This window comes from Streptomyces sp. NPDC087422 (assembly GCF_044744145.1).
In the GTDB taxonomy this organism is placed as follows: domain Bacteria; phylum Actinomycetota; class Actinomycetes; order Streptomycetales; family Streptomycetaceae; genus Actinacidiphila.
The window spans coordinates 175,364-191,185 of record NZ_JBIUXT010000010.1 but is presented as its reverse complement, the minus strand read 5'-3'; the positions used below and the strand labels follow the sequence as shown (position 1 = coordinate 191,185).

At 69.6% G+C, this 15,822-nt stretch carries 26 protein-coding genes; 23 read left to right on the top strand and 3 right to left on the bottom strand.

From position 1 onward, the window contains the following. Positions 1-276 precede the first annotated feature (276 nt). A complete protein-coding gene (locus ACIO6U_RS28290) occupies positions 277-1,455 on the top strand; it encodes a hypothetical protein (RefSeq protein ID WP_401723395.1) in 1,179 nt (392 codons plus the stop codon). A gap of 50 nt (positions 1,456-1,505) precedes the next feature. On the opposite strand, the gene ACIO6U_RS28285 is transcribed toward ACIO6U_RS28290, so the two are convergent. Next, a complete protein-coding gene (locus tag ACIO6U_RS28285; protein ID WP_401723393.1) occupies positions 1,506-1,739 on the bottom strand; it encodes a GntR family transcriptional regulator in 234 nt (77 codons plus the stop codon). Between the two features lie 150 nt (positions 1,740-1,889). On the opposite strand from ACIO6U_RS28285, the gene ACIO6U_RS28280 reads away from it, so the two are divergent. After that, on the top strand, positions 1,890-2,102 hold the full coding sequence (locus ACIO6U_RS28280; RefSeq protein WP_401723390.1) for a hypothetical protein: 213 nt from the start codon (positions 1,890-1,892) through the stop codon (positions 2,100-2,102). Here ACIO6U_RS28280 and ACIO6U_RS28275 read toward each other — a convergent pair. Both ACIO6U_RS28275 and ACIO6U_RS28270 read right to left on the bottom strand, forming a co-directional pair. Continuing rightward, positions 2,099-2,611, bottom strand: coding sequence for a GNAT family N-acetyltransferase (locus tag ACIO6U_RS28275; protein ID WP_401723387.1), 513 nt, complete (start codon positions 2,609-2,611; stop codon positions 2,099-2,101). The two genes, ACIO6U_RS28280 and ACIO6U_RS28275, sit on opposite strands and share 4 nt — an antisense overlap. Further along, positions 2,608-3,390, bottom strand: coding sequence for a GntR family transcriptional regulator (locus ACIO6U_RS28270; RefSeq protein WP_401723384.1), 783 nt, complete (start codon positions 3,388-3,390; stop codon positions 2,608-2,610). Before ACIO6U_RS28270 ends, ACIO6U_RS28275 begins: the two co-directional genes overlap by 4 nt. A gap of 790 nt (positions 3,391-4,180) precedes the next feature. Here ACIO6U_RS28270 and ACIO6U_RS28265 point away from each other — a divergent pair. The 21 genes from ACIO6U_RS28265 to ACIO6U_RS28165 all read left to right on the top strand — a co-directional run bounded on the left by ACIO6U_RS28265 (position 4,181) and on the right by ACIO6U_RS28165 (position 15,779). Continuing rightward, positions 4,181-4,570 carry an RNA polymerase sigma factor gene (locus tag ACIO6U_RS28265; RefSeq protein WP_401723382.1) on the top strand — a complete coding sequence of 130 codons (390 nt, stop codon included), beginning with the start codon at positions 4,181-4,183 and terminating at the stop codon, positions 4,568-4,570. After that, positions 4,567-4,797 carry a hypothetical protein gene (locus tag ACIO6U_RS28260; RefSeq protein WP_401723380.1) on the top strand — a complete coding sequence of 77 codons (231 nt, stop codon included), beginning with the start codon at positions 4,567-4,569 and terminating at the stop codon, positions 4,795-4,797. The genes ACIO6U_RS28265 and ACIO6U_RS28260 overlap by 4 nt, the downstream gene beginning before the upstream one ends. After that, positions 4,794-5,924: a hypothetical protein gene (locus tag ACIO6U_RS28255; RefSeq protein ID WP_401723377.1), complete on the top strand. Its 1,131-nt coding sequence runs from the start codon at positions 4,794-4,796 to the stop codon at positions 5,922-5,924. Before ACIO6U_RS28260 ends, ACIO6U_RS28255 begins: the two co-directional genes overlap by 4 nt. A gap of 207 nt (positions 5,925-6,131) precedes the next feature. Continuing rightward, on the top strand, positions 6,132-6,578 hold the full coding sequence (locus tag ACIO6U_RS28250) for a hypothetical protein (RefSeq protein ID WP_401723375.1): 447 nt from the start codon (positions 6,132-6,134) through the stop codon (positions 6,576-6,578). A 62-nt stretch (positions 6,579-6,640) separates the two neighbouring features. Then, a complete protein-coding gene (locus ACIO6U_RS28245; RefSeq protein WP_401723372.1) occupies positions 6,641-8,914 on the top strand; it encodes a hypothetical protein in 2,274 nt (757 codons plus the stop codon). Positions 8,915-9,125: 211 nt separating this feature from the next. After that, positions 9,126-9,353: a hypothetical protein gene (locus tag ACIO6U_RS28240; RefSeq protein ID WP_401314660.1), complete on the top strand. Its 228-nt coding sequence runs from the start codon at positions 9,126-9,128 to the stop codon at positions 9,351-9,353. 56 nt (positions 9,354-9,409) lie between these two features. Next, a complete protein-coding gene (locus tag ACIO6U_RS28235) occupies positions 9,410-9,631 on the top strand; it encodes a hypothetical protein (RefSeq protein WP_401723369.1) in 222 nt (73 codons plus the stop codon). A gap of 90 nt (positions 9,632-9,721) precedes the next feature. After that, positions 9,722-10,087, top strand: a complete 366-nt coding sequence (locus ACIO6U_RS28230; RefSeq protein WP_401314664.1) for a hypothetical protein — start codon at positions 9,722-9,724, stop codon at positions 10,085-10,087. Position 10,088: 1 nt separating this feature from the next. After that, on the top strand, positions 10,089-10,310 hold the full coding sequence (locus tag ACIO6U_RS28225) for a hypothetical protein (RefSeq protein WP_401314666.1): 222 nt from the start codon (positions 10,089-10,091) through the stop codon (positions 10,308-10,310). Then, complete coding sequence (locus ACIO6U_RS28220) at positions 10,310-10,606, top strand: hypothetical protein (protein ID WP_401723366.1); 297 nt, start codon at positions 10,310-10,312, stop codon at positions 10,604-10,606. The genes ACIO6U_RS28225 and ACIO6U_RS28220 overlap by 1 nt, the downstream gene beginning before the upstream one ends. Continuing rightward, positions 10,606-10,797: a hypothetical protein gene (locus ACIO6U_RS28215; RefSeq protein ID WP_401314669.1), complete on the top strand. Its 192-nt coding sequence runs from the start codon at positions 10,606-10,608 to the stop codon at positions 10,795-10,797. The genes ACIO6U_RS28220 and ACIO6U_RS28215 overlap by 1 nt, the downstream gene beginning before the upstream one ends. 18 nt (positions 10,798-10,815) lie before the next feature. Then, on the top strand, positions 10,816-11,133 hold the full coding sequence (locus ACIO6U_RS28210) for a hypothetical protein (protein ID WP_401723363.1): 318 nt from the start codon (positions 10,816-10,818) through the stop codon (positions 11,131-11,133). A gap of 89 nt (positions 11,134-11,222) precedes the next feature. After that, the gene (locus ACIO6U_RS28205; protein ID WP_401723360.1) at positions 11,223-11,858 is read left to right on the top strand and encodes a hypothetical protein; all 636 of its coding nucleotides are present in this window, start codon (positions 11,223-11,225) and stop codon (positions 11,856-11,858) included. Then, the gene (locus tag ACIO6U_RS28200; protein ID WP_401723357.1) at positions 11,858-12,157 is read left to right on the top strand and encodes a hypothetical protein; all 300 of its coding nucleotides are present in this window, start codon (positions 11,858-11,860) and stop codon (positions 12,155-12,157) included. Before ACIO6U_RS28205 ends, ACIO6U_RS28200 begins: the two co-directional genes overlap by 1 nt. Then, positions 12,154-12,333 carry a hypothetical protein gene (locus ACIO6U_RS28195; RefSeq protein WP_401723355.1) on the top strand — a complete coding sequence of 60 codons (180 nt, stop codon included), beginning with the start codon at positions 12,154-12,156 and terminating at the stop codon, positions 12,331-12,333. Before ACIO6U_RS28200 ends, ACIO6U_RS28195 begins: the two co-directional genes overlap by 4 nt. After that, positions 12,333-12,566, top strand: coding sequence for a hypothetical protein (locus ACIO6U_RS28190; RefSeq protein ID WP_401723352.1), 234 nt, complete (start codon positions 12,333-12,335; stop codon positions 12,564-12,566). The genes ACIO6U_RS28195 and ACIO6U_RS28190 overlap by 1 nt, the downstream gene beginning before the upstream one ends. Positions 12,567-12,568: 2 nt before the next feature. Then, positions 12,569-12,763 carry a hypothetical protein gene (locus ACIO6U_RS28185; RefSeq protein WP_401723350.1) on the top strand — a complete coding sequence of 65 codons (195 nt, stop codon included), beginning with the start codon at positions 12,569-12,571 and terminating at the stop codon, positions 12,761-12,763. A gap of 2 nt (positions 12,764-12,765) precedes the next feature. Continuing rightward, on the top strand, positions 12,766-13,083 hold the full coding sequence (locus tag ACIO6U_RS28180; protein WP_401723347.1) for an RRQRL motif-containing zinc-binding protein: 318 nt from the start codon (positions 12,766-12,768) through the stop codon (positions 13,081-13,083). Between the two features lie 17 nt (positions 13,084-13,100). Further along, complete coding sequence (locus ACIO6U_RS28175; RefSeq protein ID WP_401723344.1) at positions 13,101-13,463, top strand: hypothetical protein; 363 nt, start codon at positions 13,101-13,103, stop codon at positions 13,461-13,463. Between the two features lie 91 nt (positions 13,464-13,554). Beyond that, complete coding sequence (locus ACIO6U_RS28170; RefSeq protein ID WP_401723342.1) at positions 13,555-14,460, top strand: bifunctional DNA primase/polymerase; 906 nt, start codon at positions 13,555-13,557, stop codon at positions 14,458-14,460. Further along, positions 14,457-15,779: a DUF3631 domain-containing protein gene (locus ACIO6U_RS28165; protein ID WP_401723339.1), complete on the top strand. Its 1,323-nt coding sequence runs from the start codon at positions 14,457-14,459 to the stop codon at positions 15,777-15,779. Before ACIO6U_RS28170 ends, ACIO6U_RS28165 begins: the two co-directional genes overlap by 4 nt. Positions 15,780-15,822 lie beyond the last annotated feature (43 nt).

Below are 15,822 nucleotides of genomic sequence, written 5' to 3'. Positions count from 1 at the left end.
ATCGGACGTCGCGCCCCAGAGGAACCCCACGCCTGCACTTTGAGGACACACTCACACGCTTTCGAGTGCTGTGATCCACCGTCCGAGCCGGGCTAGGAGCGTACCGACCAGGGCTGGGACGGGCCTGGCGCACGGCGCTGAGCGGCCGCCCCGGTCCGACCACGAAACGAACCAGGCTGCTGAAATCTCTGGCACCGCAAAAATCGCTGCCTAGACCACGCCTTCGCCAGTATCTTCAAGGTGAGCATATGTTCAGTCGAAGCGAGGCGAGCCGCCGTGCAAGAGTCGAATCTTGATGTTACTAGCCAGTCACGGTTCGCCGCGTTTGCCCGCACGCTTGATCCGTCGATCCTTTCCGCTCTCCGAATTGACGAAGCGACAATCCTTGGTGCGGATTTGATCGTAGCGATTTGCATATTGTTCACAGACTCAAACAACCCTACGCCTTGGACGGAACGCGTAGAAAATTATCTCGAAACCACCGGAATAGAGGCCCTGGATGATGGCCTCACGAGTGTCATGGAAGACATCAAAGACGGGAAATCGAAAGTATGGGTTGAAAAATACAAGAACAACACTTACCGAGAGTTCACAAAACGCCTGCTGGGCGCAGCGCAGTACCGCCTACTTACAAACGCCCTTAAAGAGGACGCTGCCGTCGTAGCTCTGGCCCTCAGGCGAGCTGTCCGAGCTATCATGCCATTCGCTGTCGCATGGAGCGACTCTACCGGAATTCTATCGAAAGAGCAGGTTCGCGCGAAAAACAAGGCGGATCTGTTGGCAGTAAACGCCGTAGACGCGATAATTACTCTCGACGGGATTATCGGAGAGAAAGTCCTCTCAAGTCTCCCGATGGAAGTCACCGGCGCAACTGAGGTCGACCTTGCCACTTGGCCCAAGAACGGCGCATCAGACCTCATCCTCCAGTTTCGCGCCGTAGTTAAACAAGCATCCGCTAAGCGCGTAGAACGCGCGAATTCACCGCTCATCAGGAAAATCCAAGGAGCGCGAGCCGCTCTTGAATACTCCGATGATGGTACCTCGCAAGCCGCAAACTCACTCATTGAGCTACTCGATAGAATCATGAGGGAGGCGTTCCCGCCAAATTCGGTACTGGCGTGGGTGGATTCCAACATTCCCGATAATCCAGATCTTACTTTCTTTGATGAAAATCAGAACAAGAGGAAGCCTACGAAGTTTGGCGAATCATTGTGCTTTGTCTACGGGGGTGGCCCCGTCATTCGCGAAAAGACGAAGTACGACGATGGAGAAGGACCCACTCTCGTTCACGAAATGATTGCCCGAACTCTCGTTGCAGTGCGGAACAAGCTGCAACAGATCAAGCACGCAGATGAGGGTACGCCGGAAGAGCGCGCGCAGCTTCTCATTCTCTTCACTGCGCTTGAGGGGGCACTCATGCTCGGACTTTTCCTCGGGGGCCCTCATCTTGAGTGAACCCGCGGGGTAGGTTGAGCCGTTCCTCAACTAGCTCAGAATCCTGTGGGTCAGTCCTGAGCGGCCACGATGAAGGTGCCCTTGTTGGGCAGGGTGACGACCAGGCCGCGGTCGCGGAGCTCGGCGACGGCGCGGCGGGCAGTGCCGGGGGCTACGCCGTATTGCGCGCCCATGTCCCGCTCGTTCGGCAGGCGGGCGCCGACGGGGAGATTGCCGGACCTGATCTCGGCTTCCACCTGGTCGGCGACCTGCACGTAGACGTACTGCGGGAAGTCTCCGCTCATGATCGGAACATACGGCGGCACTCCGCGCCGGGCATCCGTAGATGGCCGTATGGTGCACCATGGGGCGGTGTATAGCAGTACGGTCTGAGCAGGGAAAACCCCCGCGACCGTGCAGCCGGTCCGGGGGATGGCCGACTGCGAGGAGTCGACATGGGTGAGCGTAGCGGTGGGCGATGGCCGGACACAGGTGATGGGCCCAAGCCTCTTGCGGTGGCGTCCGGCGTCGCGTTCGAGGGCAAGGAGCTTGCCGCCTACAGGGCCTACGTCGACCACGGGCGGGACTGCGAGGAGTGCCCACGGTCGGCGTTCCAGTGCGACACGGCCGCCGCCCTGTGGCGGGCCTACCGAGAGGTCCGCGACTAGCCAGCCTGCGGCGCCGCCGGTCGTTGGAACAAGGCTCCGGACCCTCGGTGCGGAAGGTCGATGACGCGGACCAGGGCGAAGCCCTCGGCTTCGTAGTAGCGGTGCAGTCCGGGGTTGTTCTTCCAGGCGTCGAGCCGTAGCCACGTCTTGCCCGCGGCAGCGGCGCGTTCGGCTGCCCAGTCGAGGAGTGTGCTCCCGATCCTGGTCCCGGCGGACTGTCGGCTGACGGCCATCCGGTGTACGTAAAGCGCGTCCGCCGGTTCGTCTTCGGCCGTCCAGAACTCCGGGTCGGCGTGGGCGTCAACCTGGAGTGTGGCGACCGGCTCGTCATCGACAAGCGCGAGGAAGACCTCGCCGTGCTCCAAGGCCGCCGTGATGCGGTCGCGGTGCGGCGGGAACTGCCACTGGTCGATTCCGCGCGAGGCGAGCCAGGCGGAAGCCTCCCGGAGGAGGTCTTCCACCTGGTCGAGTTCGTCCAAGCGGGCGGCCCTGATGTGCAGGTCCGTCATGCTTCCTCGTCTGTCATCTCGCGCCGACGCTCGTACGAGATGACGTGCCGGTCGCCGGGCAGCGTCGTGACCGCGACACGTACCGGCCGTCCTTCCACGGTGTGGCCGGTCGTCATGTGGATGCCGACGGGGGTGCCGGGACCGAGGTCGAGGCGGTGCACCTCGTCCGGGACCGGCATCCGGACGTAGATCTCGTCCAGCGCGCGCACCTGGCGGTGCCCCAGCTCGGCAAGCACCTCGTTGGCACCGCGGCTGATGCTCTCCGGCCGCATGATCTCGGAGTCGCGCACGATGCTCAGCGGGAAGTAGCTGTCGTTCGTGTTGAACGGCTCCCCGTCGAGGTACCGGACCCGCTTGCGCACCGCGACCAGGTCGCCCGGAGCGAGTTGGAGCCTCTTGGCCACGTCCGTCGGCGGTTCCACGATGGCGACCTCGATCTCCTGTCGCGGCTCGCGGTCCTCTGCGGAGTACTCGGTGACGAATGCGTCCATCTCAGGCGTGTAAGGACGTTCCCGGAACTCCGCCTGCGGCCGGAACACCATCGGCTGACGCCGCCGTACGAAGTGACCCTGCGGACGGGCCGACACCACCAGCCCCTCGTTGACGAGGATCCCGAGCGCCTTGCGGACGGTTTCGCGCGAGACGCTGTACTCATCTCGGAGTTCTGCCTCGGTCGGCAGCTTCGCGCCCGGTTCAAGCCCGCCCGTGTCGATCTGCGCGCGGAGTACGTCCGCAATCTGCTGGTACATCGGGTTTCGCCCGAGTCGGTTCACGGTCACGCCTCCCATCAAAGCCGCAGGTCGTGGCCATTGTCCAGTCAATGTAGCCAATGGGCTTGACGCCCCCTGCGTGATTCTGCAAACATCCTGACTGTAGCCATTGTACGGACAATAGCTACATCGGTTGGCGGCGCTGCGGCATCGCCAACCAAGCGCGCCTGATCGTCCTGGAAACGGGGTCGGGAGGGGAGCGCTCGTTGGTTGAGAACTGAACAGTGTGCCGCCTCAGCCGCCCTCTCTCGGGTGGTCGATGAGGTCGCTTCCAACCCTTCGGTTTGGGGGTTCGGGAGGCCGCTCGGAGTGATCCGGGCCGCACGTGCCGTCCGTGGATTGGCGGTCCGGGGCCACCTACCTCCCCGGGGCAAGAAAAGGGGCGCTGTCCACCGAGTCATCCGGGGGTGGGCAGGGGCCGTACCGAAGTCCCCGGCCTTTCGGTCGGTGGGCGGGGCGGCTACGGATCACCCGAGCTCCGCACCACCGAGAGGAGACCCGCAGGTGGGTCGCTTACATACATGGGCGTTCGTCGTGCGGGACCGGCACGGCGCAACTGCCCACCGCGTCATCGCATGACCTCTGCGCGAGGCGGCTTCGGCACGTGTGTCGGCGTCGCCTCGCTCGGATCAGCCTCCGTGGCGCCATGCGCGTCGCGGCCGGTTGCCTCCCCGGCCTGTCTCGTACAGGCCGGGTCGAGGGGAGCCGCGAATTTGGCTCGCACACGGCGCACGGCCCCGGCGATGCAACGCCGGGGCCGTGCTTTCAGGCCGCACTTCTGGCGAGAGGAGCACGACCCATGCTTGACGTTACTCCAGCTCAGCGCACACGACTTACCCATCTGTTCGAGGCGCACCATGAGCGCCTGGTCCGCGTACTGCGGGCCCGGCTCGGCCGGTACGACTGGCACCAGGCCGACGACGTTGCCGCGTTGACGTGGCTGTACGCGGCCGAGCAGGTCGACGCGTTCGACGGCGCCGACGAGTTCGGTTGGCTGTCGCGGCTGGCCTGGACCGCGGTCATCAACCACCGCCGCCTGGCCCGGTCCGCCCGCGAACTCGCGCCGACCGCCGTCCGTACCCGCGCGTACCCGACGCCGACGATGCCGACGGCCGACGACGTGACGCTGATCCGGTGTGGCGTGTTCGCCCGCCTGGCCGTCGCGGCGACTGAGGCGGTGGCGGCGTGAAGGCCCTGCCCGGTTTGATCGAGGCGGCGAAGAAGACCAGCCGCGCGCAGCGGCGGATCGCTCTGGCCGTCCTGGTGGGACTGCTGCTCTTGGTTCCCGCGCTCCCTGTCGTCGTGGCTGTGCTGGCCACGACCGTCGCGGTGTGGGTCGCTGCTCAGCCGCTGCTGGTCGGGATGGTGCTGGGGGCGTTCGCGTTGCACCGGCACCGCGAAGCGGTGGCGAAATGACCGTCACCGAGCTTCGCCCTGAAGGCGAGACCTACGCGGAGGGCCTGGCCCGCGCTGCGCAGATGGAGGCTGACGCCGAAGCGGCGCGGATCCGGAATGAGGCGGAGCGCGCGAAGCAGGCGCTCGCTCAGGAGAAGGCTGCTGCCAGGGCCCAGGCCGACATTGATGCGTCGCTCGCGGAGGCCGCCGCCGCCCGGAAGGCCCGGGAGGACGCGGCCCGCGAGGAGACGGCGTTGCGCGTCCGCCGTGAGAAGTCCGCCGCCACGTGGCGCAAGGCGGCGCTGTCGATCGCCATCACGTGCGTAGTCGTTAGCCTCCCGTTGCAGATGATGGCGTTCTACGACCCGTCGGCGCCGTTCCTTCTGGCGGCGCCGCTGGTCGTGGAAGGCATCGCGTGGGCGTTGTTGGCGGGCGCGCAGGACGCGATCGATCACGACCGTCCGAGTTGGCTGTACCGGCTGCTCGCCGGGAGCGGCGCGCTGTTCGCCGCCACGGTGAACTTCCTGCACGGCAGTGCGACGTACGGGGCCGCGACCGGTCTCGGCGGGGCGTTCTGCTCGCTGGCCGGGCCGCTGATCTGGGACCTGCACGAGCACGGCCGTATCGCGAAGAAGGAGGCCCGGCCGTCGAGGCGGGCCCGCCGTGCCGAGGCCCGCGCCGCCAGGTCGGAGACCCGCCGGGCGAAGGTCGTCAACACCGCTCGCGCGGCCAAGGATGTCGCGGTGTGGGAACGGGCGGAATACCTTGCTGCCGCCCTCGGTGAGCTGGTCCCGACCGAGAAGACGTACGGCCGCGCGTGGGATGAGATCCATGGTGCGGAGGTCGGCGCGACCGCCGAAACCATCGCCGCCCGCAGGGCCGCGCGCCGCGCTGTACGACTGGCCCAGAACGGCCCGCTGGACGGGCCGGACAAGGACGCGAACCCGCAGGTCAAATCCCAAATGCCCCCCTCGGGTTCGGGCGCTCTCAAGGCGCCGCGCAAGCCGGGCGTGGACGGCCGGAAACGCAACGGCGGAACTCCCCCTACGCGCCGCCCCGGTGACGTCGAGTACGCCGCCGGAGCGCGCCGCGAGATGAGCCGTACGGCCAAGGCCGCCGCAGCAGTCGAGGCGGTGAGCGAGTCGTGACGGAAAAGGAGCGCAAGGAGCTCTCCGACAAGGTCCGCGAGGCCAACAAGCGCAGCGAGAACGGCAGCGGCAAATGAGCGCCGCGCAGCGGGTCCGGCAGGCCGCCGCCACGTCCTGTGACTGGTGCGGCCAGGCCGATCACAACCCGATCAAGCCCCAAGACGACGACTGACCCGAGCACTTCGATCCGGAAGGAACAACACCCCGATGAACACCACGACCACGCTCCGCACGATCACCGTCTCGGCCGCGGCCATCGCCGTCCTGGGGCTGGCGGGTACCGCCACGGCGGCCGATCTGAGCACCGTCGACCACCACCAGGCCGTCGCCGCCGTCGCGGCCAGTGACACCCGGCCGTTCGCGCCGCTGGATCAGCCGACCGGCACCAACCCCGCGACCTACCCCAACGACCCGGAGCAGGTGACCACGCAGTCGCTGAGCGGCCCGGCGGTCGGTGTCGGCGGGACCGCGATCCTGCTGCTCGGCGCCGGAGTGTTCTACGCGATCAAGAAGGCCAATCACCGTTTCGGCTGGATGCTCTGCTCCTTCGCGCTCGGGGTGCTGCTTGCGGGCGGCGCGCTCGGCGCGATGACGCAGACGGCCGTCAGCTCCGTGGTGACCTCCGTCGCCAGCTTCGGTGGCGGCCTGTCCTGATGTCTCGCGGCGGCCCCGGCCGGGGCCGCCGCTCCTGATCAACCCGGATTTGGAGGCACCACATGGCACTCGACATCACGAAGGCGCCGGTTCCGGCGGACGCGGCGCCGCCGTCCGGTTCGCCGTCGCCGTTCGGTATCCCGCCGCTGCCCGACCACGAGCCCGACGCTTTACCGCCTGCGGGCTGGTGGGTTCCGGCGGTCGCCCGGATGGGCACCGGGTACGCGCGGCTTCAGTCGGCGGGCGCGGCGTGGCTGATGGCGTCCGAGATGGACGACCTGGAGACCGCGCTGGCCGAGGTCGCGGTCGACCGCGACCGGCGCAACGAGAAGGCCATCGGCGAGCAGCAGCGTGACCTGCGCAAGCTGCGGCGGGCGATCACCGAGGAGGCCGACGAGGGCGACGCGACCGACGCGGCCAGACTCGGTATCGCACTGGGGTCGGTGGCGCAGGCCGGGCCGGACCTGGTGGCGGACGCGATCACCCGCCGCGACATCGACCGGCTGAAGTGGCGGCGCCGCCTGACCCGGATCGGGATCGTGCTGGCCTCCGGGTACGGGGTGCTCACGCTCACCGCGCACAAGCCGCTGATGGCGCCGCTGGAGCTGATCGCGGCACTCGCGGCGGTGTGGATCGCGGGCAAGCCCCGGGAAGAGGAGAAGAAGCAGGGCGACGACCAGGGCCAGGAGCAGGCCGCCGCCGACGACGGGCCCGGCGACGGTCCGGGCGTGCCGGGCCCGCAGGGGGAGAAGGCGCTGCCGCCGTTCTTCACCGCGGTCGACTTCGTCAAGCGGGACGCGGCGCGGGTGCGCGGTGAGCTGGACCTGGTCAAGGCGCTGGTGAAGGCCGGGATCGTGCGGGGCGACCAGGTCGAGGAGACGCACGTGATCGGCGGGCTCCACGAGGACGGTCCGGGCTGGTCGGCGACCGTGGAGCTGCCGCGCGGGGTCAAGGCCGCCGCCGCGACCGGCCGGGTCGAGGAGCTGGCGTCCGCGCTGCGGATCAAGAAGGTGCGGATCGAGGTCACGCAGGACACCGGCGACGACGGCCACGAGGGCCGGTTCCGGCTGTGGGTGGCCAACTCCGACTCCCCGCACGGCAAGGGCAAGACGCGCTCGGAGCTGGTCGACGCGGCGCAGTGGGATTTCTGGAACCAGGGCGTGCCGCTGGGCGCCGACGCCCGGGGCCTGCGGCAGGTCATGCACCTGCTGTGGTCGTCGCTGATGGTCGGCGGCCTCATGGGCTACGGCAAGAGCTACTTCGCCCGGCTGGTCGCGGCCGCGGCCGCGCTGGACCCCACGGTCCGCATCATCGTCGTGACGGGTAAGACCGGGCCGGACTGGGCTCCGCTCAAGCACGTCGCGCACCGCTGGATCGCGGGCGCCACCCCGGACATCATCCGCGACGTCCTGGACGTGATGGAGTCCACGATCGGCGAGATGCAGGACCGGGGCAGCGAGCTGGAGAAGCTCTACGAGAGCGACCCGGAGAAGGCGCCGGAGGGGAAGATCACCCCGGAGCTCGCCGCGGCCGGGATGGGTCCGGTGCTCCTGGTGGTCGATGAGCTCCAGGAGCTGCTGGACGGCGCCGCGCTGATCCGCGTCGCGGTCGACGACGACGCCGACCCCGACAAGCCCGGCCGCACCCCGACCCGGTCGGGCAAGGACGTGCTGGTCGAGTCCTTCGCCCGGTACGTGAGGGTGACCAGGTTCGTCGGCGGGATGGGCGTGTTCATCACGCAGCGCCCGGACGCCAACTCCGTGCCGACCGCGCTGCGCGAGGTCTGCGCGAAGCGCGCATCGTGCCGGGTCAAGGGCGACCGCAGCGCCAAGATGGTCCTGGGTGACGACGCGGTCGCGGCCGGTGCCGCGCCCCACATGCTCACCGAGGACAGCAAGGGCGTCGTCGTCCTGGACCAGGGCGGCGAGGAAGGCCACGTCACCCTGAAGGCCGACGTGATCGACCTGCCCGACTTCAAGGACATCTGCCTGCGCGGCCGGGACCTGCGGATCGCGGCCGGGACGCTGACCGGCGACGCGTCCCTCCACGGCCACGTCGACCCGGCCGTCGCCGCCGCGCGCAACCTGCTGCTCGACTGCCTCGGCGTGCTGGACGGAGCGGGCGTCGACCGGGCCCGCACCGAGCGCCTGGTCGAGCTGCTCACCATCGCCTCCCGGCCCCGCTACGAGGGTCTGACCGGTGCTCAGCTCCAGGCGAAGCTGCGCGACGCCGGGGCCGGAGGCACCCGCAAGCTCGGGCCGATAGACGGCATGGCCAACCCCAACGGCTACTTCCGAGAGCAGATCGGCACCGCTCTCATCCAGCACGGCAAATAGGGACGTTCTACCCGGTCGGCAGGGTGGTCACCCCCCGGTCGGTGCCCGGTATGCCCCAGGTTGCCCCCCGGTCGGAGACCGGGCCCGCCCGGTCGGCCGACCAGGTGCGACCACCCTCCGACCACCCCGTAAACCGGGGCAAACCAGGCACCGACCGGGGGGTGACCACCCTCCCGACCACCCCGCAAACCTGACAAAGGAGACAGCACTCATGGCGACCCGCCCCGCTTGGCCCGCGGACACGACGACGACCGGCACGGCCTGGAAGACCCGCTCGGGAGCCCTGGTCCACCGGATCCAGAACATCCGGAACGCGAAGAGTCAGGGCTGGTTCTGCACCGGCTGCCTGCATCTGGAGCCGGTCAACCCGAACTTCACCGAGCGCATTGAGCCCGAGGCGCAGGCGCACGCCGACGGCTGCACCGGCGTCCAGGTCTGACGCCCCGTGCAGCAGCACCGTCCTGATGTTCCGTACGAACCGACAGAGGAGAACTGGTGAATACGCGCATACCGGCTGAGTTCGGCACTCCGACAGGCACCGCCTGGAGGACGGCCTCCGGCCAGCTCGTGCAGATCTATGGGAACGGGGACTTCCGCTGGGCCTGCGACGGCTGCCTGTCGTACAGCAACCCCCCGGCCAACAGCGCCTCGGAGCTCCAGGGAATGTTCAACCGCGCGGCGGACCACGCGGCCAGGTGCGCGGCCATCCAGGTCTGACGGTCCTGTGTCCGGCACGGCGGCGCTGTCGCCGTGCCGGGCGCAGGACCGGGCAGCCCGCCCGGTCCGGTTCGCATCTGGGGAGAGCACATGGGATTGCTCGACAAAATCGACAACGCGATGGCGGGCGCCATCGCCGGGCGCGGCGCGCAGAGGGAGGCCCGCGAGTTCGCGGCCACGGTCGAGCCGGGCCGCACGTACTACAGCGTGCTGGACTGCCACTTCGCGTGGGGCAAGGGCCGCCTGCTCCAGGAGTGGACCTTCAGCGGGCGGTCGCTGATCAGCGGGCAGCCGAGGTGCGGTCACCTGACCGCCGCCGGGGTGTGGCTGTCGTACGGGCCGATCCACGCGGTCCGGCCGGCGGGCATCAAGACGTTCGCGGAGTACGCGGCGTCGTCGGTGTCCGGGCCGGACCCGGAGGAGGCGGTCCAGCGTGCGGTTCCGGCGGGGGTCTGAGATGGAGTCGACCGAGACGGTCACCGGCACCGCCACCGTCACGGTGACGGTCCGTACCGGCAGGCGCGGCAGCTCCGGCTCGTGGGTGTGCGAGTGCGGCACGTCCGGCAGCGACGGCACCCGCCGCGAGAGGGGCCGGGACCGTGTGTCCACGGTCCAGCTCAAGCAGGCCGCCGCCGACCACGCGGTGAGCTGCGACGGCACGTGGGCGGTGGAGCACTGATGGCCTGGACGATCCAGCACCTGGCGCAGACCTACACCGAGGACCAGATCACCGACTGGGCGGTCGAGCTGCACCTGGCGATGCCCGACCACGACTGGCGGTTTGTGGAGAAGGAGCTGTTCGACACCGCCGCGACCTTCGCCGTCCCGGCCGCGAAGGTCGGCGACATCGCGGACCGCCTGGAGGACGCCGCCCTCAGCGTCTACATGCACCCGATGCACGTCCGGATGACCGAGGACATCGCGGCGGCCGCGCGTACCGCGGCCGACCGGCGCGAGCCGTGGCGGTGGATCTGATGACGACGCCGCCCGCGGTGCTCGCCGCGCTGATCCGCGAGATGAACGCGATCGTCGCCGAGCACGGCGACTCCGGCACCAGCCGGGTCATGGTCGCGCAGCTCGCGCAGCGCTACGGCCGCCAAGCCCTGGCCGACGCGGTCGCCTACGACAGGACCCGCCGGGCCCTGACCGACCCCACCACCCTCTGACCAGGAAGGACACATCAAATGGGCTGGAGCATCAGCCACGCGCCGTACGGCGAGATCGTCTACCGCTCGGCGACGCAGCTCACCAACCTCGGCAGCCAGGTCGCGCACGTGTCGAGCGCCCGCGACTGGCGTGTCGTGCTGCCGCTGTTCGACCGGGTCCAGCGCGCGACCGGGCCGTTCGAGATCACCTGGGCTGAGGCCGGTCGTATGGCGGACGTCCTCAAGCTCGCGGCGTGCAGCCACCTCATGCCCGACGACTGGGGCCAGTTCGCCCACCAGCTCGCCGACGCCGCCGACACCGCCGCCAAGAACCGTGAGCCGTGGATCTGGCGCTAGATCCGACCGGGGCGCCCCTCCGCCTGGACAGCAACCGGGGCGCCCCTTCCCATCCGACCCGCACACGACGACTCGGAGGCAGTACCGAGATGACCACACGCACCCACGACCGGGCAAGCCGAAGTCCAGCCGATGAGCTGGCGGGACTGCTCGCCGACGAGCTGGTCGACGAGCTCGCGCACGGCTTGGTCGCTGACATCGAGCACTACCTTGCCGCCCGCAAACGCACCGCCCACCCGCTGGTCACCGCGACCACCGACGAGCTGGTCCGCGAGGCGCTGGCCACCCTCCCCACCGGACCGGCCGCCCGGCCGGAGACCGGCGCGGTGCTGCCCGGCGGAATCTGGCGGATCCTGCCCGACCGACTACTAGCCCTGCACCCCGCCCGCCGCGGCGAAGGCGTGCAGCGGCTGCGCATCACCGTCGCGGAGCACCTGGAGCTGACCGCGCTGGTGCTGGAGCGCTGGGGCTGGGCCAAGACCGGCCGCCGCACCCGCACCACGGGGGGCGCGGTCTGCGTGCTCGGCGCGCAGAAGACGCTCTACCGGCTCGGCTATGGCAGCCAGGACACCGCCGTCGAAGCCGGTCGCCACATCCAGAACACCCTCACCGCGCGTGGCATCCGCGAGCCGTTCTGGGTGTGGAACGACGCCCTCACCACGAACCGCGACCAGGTCCTGGCCGTCGTTCGCGACGCCGCCACCGGAGCCCGAGGGGGCCGCTGATGAGCGCCTACGCCGACGAGCATGCCGTCTTCACCCACTGCCGTACGACCCCCGGCCTGATCAGTGACGGCGCCGCGCGCACCATCGCCTCCTGGTGGGCCGACGAGCAGGCCGGTCTATCGTTCGTGACCACCGGCGCCGTCCCCGACGGCGTATGGAACGGGCTCACCGACCGGGGGACGGTCATCCACCAGGTCAACGCCCCCCACCGCATGGCGCTGGAGAAGCTGCGCGACTACCTCACCCACCACGCCGGGCGTGGCCCGGTGGCGGGCTGGGTGGAGGTGTGGGTGCGATGACCTCCTACAACGTCCACTGGACCGACACCATCACCAGCGACCACCGCGTCACCACCGTCCAACTCGCCAACGGCGGCACCCCCGACCTGTTCGCCAAGGTCATCGCCGCCGCCGCGCTCGGCGGATTCCAGGACGAAGGCCGCGTGCACGTCGACCGGTACGAGGTGGTGCGTTGATGGCCGTCACCAAACACACGCACCAGGTGGTCTTCGGCCGGAAGGTCGACGGCTGCCCCCGCTGCCAGGAACTCGCCGCCGGAGCCGAACCCGTCCGCTGGGCTCCGTCGCGCCGCGAGCGCGAGCAGGCCGACGACACGGAACGGGCGGCGGCCATCCGCGCCCACTTCGCCCCCGGCGGCCCGCACTCCCGTGCCGCGTGCGGCCCGGTCTGCACCTTCGGGGACTGGTGACCATGGCCAGCAGTCACCTGGAGCAGGAAGCAACCGAGGCCGGCCGCTCGCACGGCTGGGACCACGCCAACTACACCAACGCCTACGGCGGGGACCTGCACGCCACCCCGGACATCCCGCACCCCTTCACCAGCGTCCGGACGTACTACCTCGCCGGATACCAGGAAGGCATCGAACGCTACGAAGACGATGCCTGACCATGACCGCCATCCCGGTCTACGGCTACCGACTGGCCCCTGACGGACTGCTGACCCGCCGCCAACTCCGGGCGGCGGGGCTGCGGCCCGGCGGGGCCGACCCGGTCGCCGAACTGCGCTGGCGGCGCGGCAAGCGGTTCGCCCTGCTCTACGACGCGGCCCACGCGGTCCCGGTCCGGCCGATGACGCCGGGCCGGGCCCGCGCCCTGGCCGCCGCGATGCGAGCCCGCCGCACCTGCCCCAACTGCCGCACCGACCGCGGCTACTGCATCCCCACATCGCTCGGCACCTGCGTGCCCTGCGCCGACACTGCGCTCTGAATCCTCAAGGAGAGCCCGTGACAGAACCCTCCGCTTACGCACAAGCCCCGCCCATCGTGCGCGAGATCAGCAACGTCCTCGCCCTCACCCGCAAACTCACGCGACCGACCGGCCGCACCCCCGACGCCGTCCGTGAACAACTCGTGCGCAAAGCCGCGGTGCTGGACCGCATCGCACTCCAGGAAGCCGCCGAATATGCGCCCGCCGTCGCGGCCAAGGCGATCGAGACCGCCACGGACACCGCGCGGAAGCTGGTCCAAGCGGACACCGCAGACGGCACCACAACCGGGCCAATCCCGGCCAGCTCACCGACGTGGGGCAGCGACCCACGGGCTTACGTCCGGCAGGAGTACGCCGCATGGTGCCGGTCTCACCGGTAATGACGCCTGGGACGGCCGTCCCGTCTCGCCAAAGAAGCACGGCCGTCCCGGCCCTCCGATCCGTCCGTGAACGAACAGGAGCCTTCCCAGCATGACCCAACCACCCCGTACGGCGCTGCTCTCCGCAGCGCTGGACGCCGCCGAACGCGGCTGGCCGGTCGTCCCTCTCTACCCGGGGCGAAAGAACCCCGCGCTGCACGGCGAGACCCGCTGCCCCCGAACCGGCGACTGCACGGACGGGCACCGCACGTTCGAGCAGCGCGCCACGACCGACCCCGACCGCATCCACCGCTGCTGGGCCGCGGGGGCGTTTAACGTCGGCATCGCCACCGGCCCGGCCGGGCTGGTCGTAGTCGACCTCGACACGCTCAAGCCCGCAGACAAGAAGGACACGCCTGACGGCGCGGCCAACTTCTTGGCGCTCTGCGAGCGCGCCGGGCACGTGGCGCCCACCACCTACCGCGTCCGGACCGCACGCGGCGGGCAGCACCTGTACTTCCGTCCGCCGCCCGGCATCCGGCTGGCCAACAGCGCGGGCACCCTCGCGGACAAGGTCGACACCCGCGCGTGGGGCGGGCTTGTCGTTGCCCCCGGCAGCCGCACGTCTGACGGCTCGTACGCCGTCGCGGACGACGTGCCGTTTGCAGCGCTGCCCGATTGGCTCCTCACCGCCCTCATGGCCCGCGCCAAGCCCGTCACGGCACAATGCCTGACCCGGTCCGTCCGGGACGCGCCGCGCCTTGCCGCTCTAGTCCTGGAACGGGAGACCGCTGCGGTTGCCGCGACCCGTGAAGGTGGGCGGAACGCCGAGCTGCTGCGCGCGGTGCGGGCGGTGGGCCGATTCGTGGCATGGGGCGACCTCGACCGCGCCGCCGTAGAAGCGGCTTTTCAGGGCGGGGGCGAGGCGGCCGGACTACCGGCTGCCGAGTGCCGCGCCACGATCCGCAGCGCCCTGGACTGGTCCATCCGCACCGCCCGACCCCGGGAGACGGCATGACCACCGAACCCACCCCCGCCCTGAAAAGCCCCACCCACACCCCCAAGCAGGCCGCCCCCGCTCATCCGGCCGACGCCACAACCGGCAGTAGCGCGCCGAAGGACGCCGCCCGCCAGGGCGTCCACAATGCTGTTCGCCCTAACCCGCAGGCGATCGACGGCGCCGCGTTGCTCGCCGAAGTGGAGTCGTTCCACCGCCGGTTCAACGCTCTCCCCACCCAAGCCGCCTACGTCGCCGTCGTGTTGTGGAACGCCCACACGCACCTGCTGGACTGCTTCGACTCCACACCCCGGCTCGCATTCCTGTCCCCCGAACCGGGATCAGGCAAGACCCGGGGTCTGGAGATCTGCGGCACCCTGGTCCCCAACCCGATGGCGGCCGTCAACGCCTCCCCGGCCGCACTGTTCCGCGCGGTGTCCATGGAGTCCGGACGCCCCACGATCCTCTTTGACGAGATCGACACGGTTTTCGGCCCCAAGGCAGGCGACAACGAGGAACTGCGCGGCCTGATCAACGCCGGTCACCGCCGCATCGGAGTCTCTTACCGATGTGTGGCCGTCGGCGACACCCAAACCGTGCAGCCCTTCCCCGTATACGCGGCCGTCGCCGTCGCCGGTCTCGGCTGGCTGCCGGACACGATCCTGCACCGCTCGGTCGTCATCCGGATGCGCCGCAGGGCCCCTAACGAGCACGTGGAAGCCTTTCGGACCCGCATCCACGAACCCGAAGGCCACGCGCTGCGGGACCGCCTCGCCGACTGGGCCGACACCGTACGCGACCGCGTCAACGGCGCGTTCCCCCTGATGCCCGACGGCGTCAACGACCGGCCCGCCGACGTGTGGGAACCCCTGCTCGCCGTCGCCGACGCAGCGGGGGGCGACTGGCCTGAGCGGGCCCGCGAAGCCTGCGCAGAACTGGTGGCCGCCGCAGCCAACGGCACCAAGGCATCCCTGGGAATCGGGCTGCTGACCGATCTGCGCACCGTGTTCAACGGCGCCGACCGGCTTCCCACGACCCAGATCCTCGCCGCCCTCACCGGAATGGACGAAGCGCCGTGGGCTGACGTCGACGGCAAACCCCTGGGATCACGGCAGTTGTCTAAGCATCTCTCCGAGTACGTCACCGCCGACAACCAGCCCATCAAGGCCCGCAATATCCGCCAGGGCGAAGGCGTCGTCAAGGGCTACTACGCCGCGGACCTCCGCGACGCGTGGGCACGCTACTGCCCCCCTCCCCCCGCAGAATCCGCTACATCCGCTACACACCCCGAGAAACTGCCCCTGACAAGCGACAACGGTGTAGCGGAAACGACTGCCTAATCCGCTACCCCCCCGCTACAACAACCCTCAATCCGCTACACCC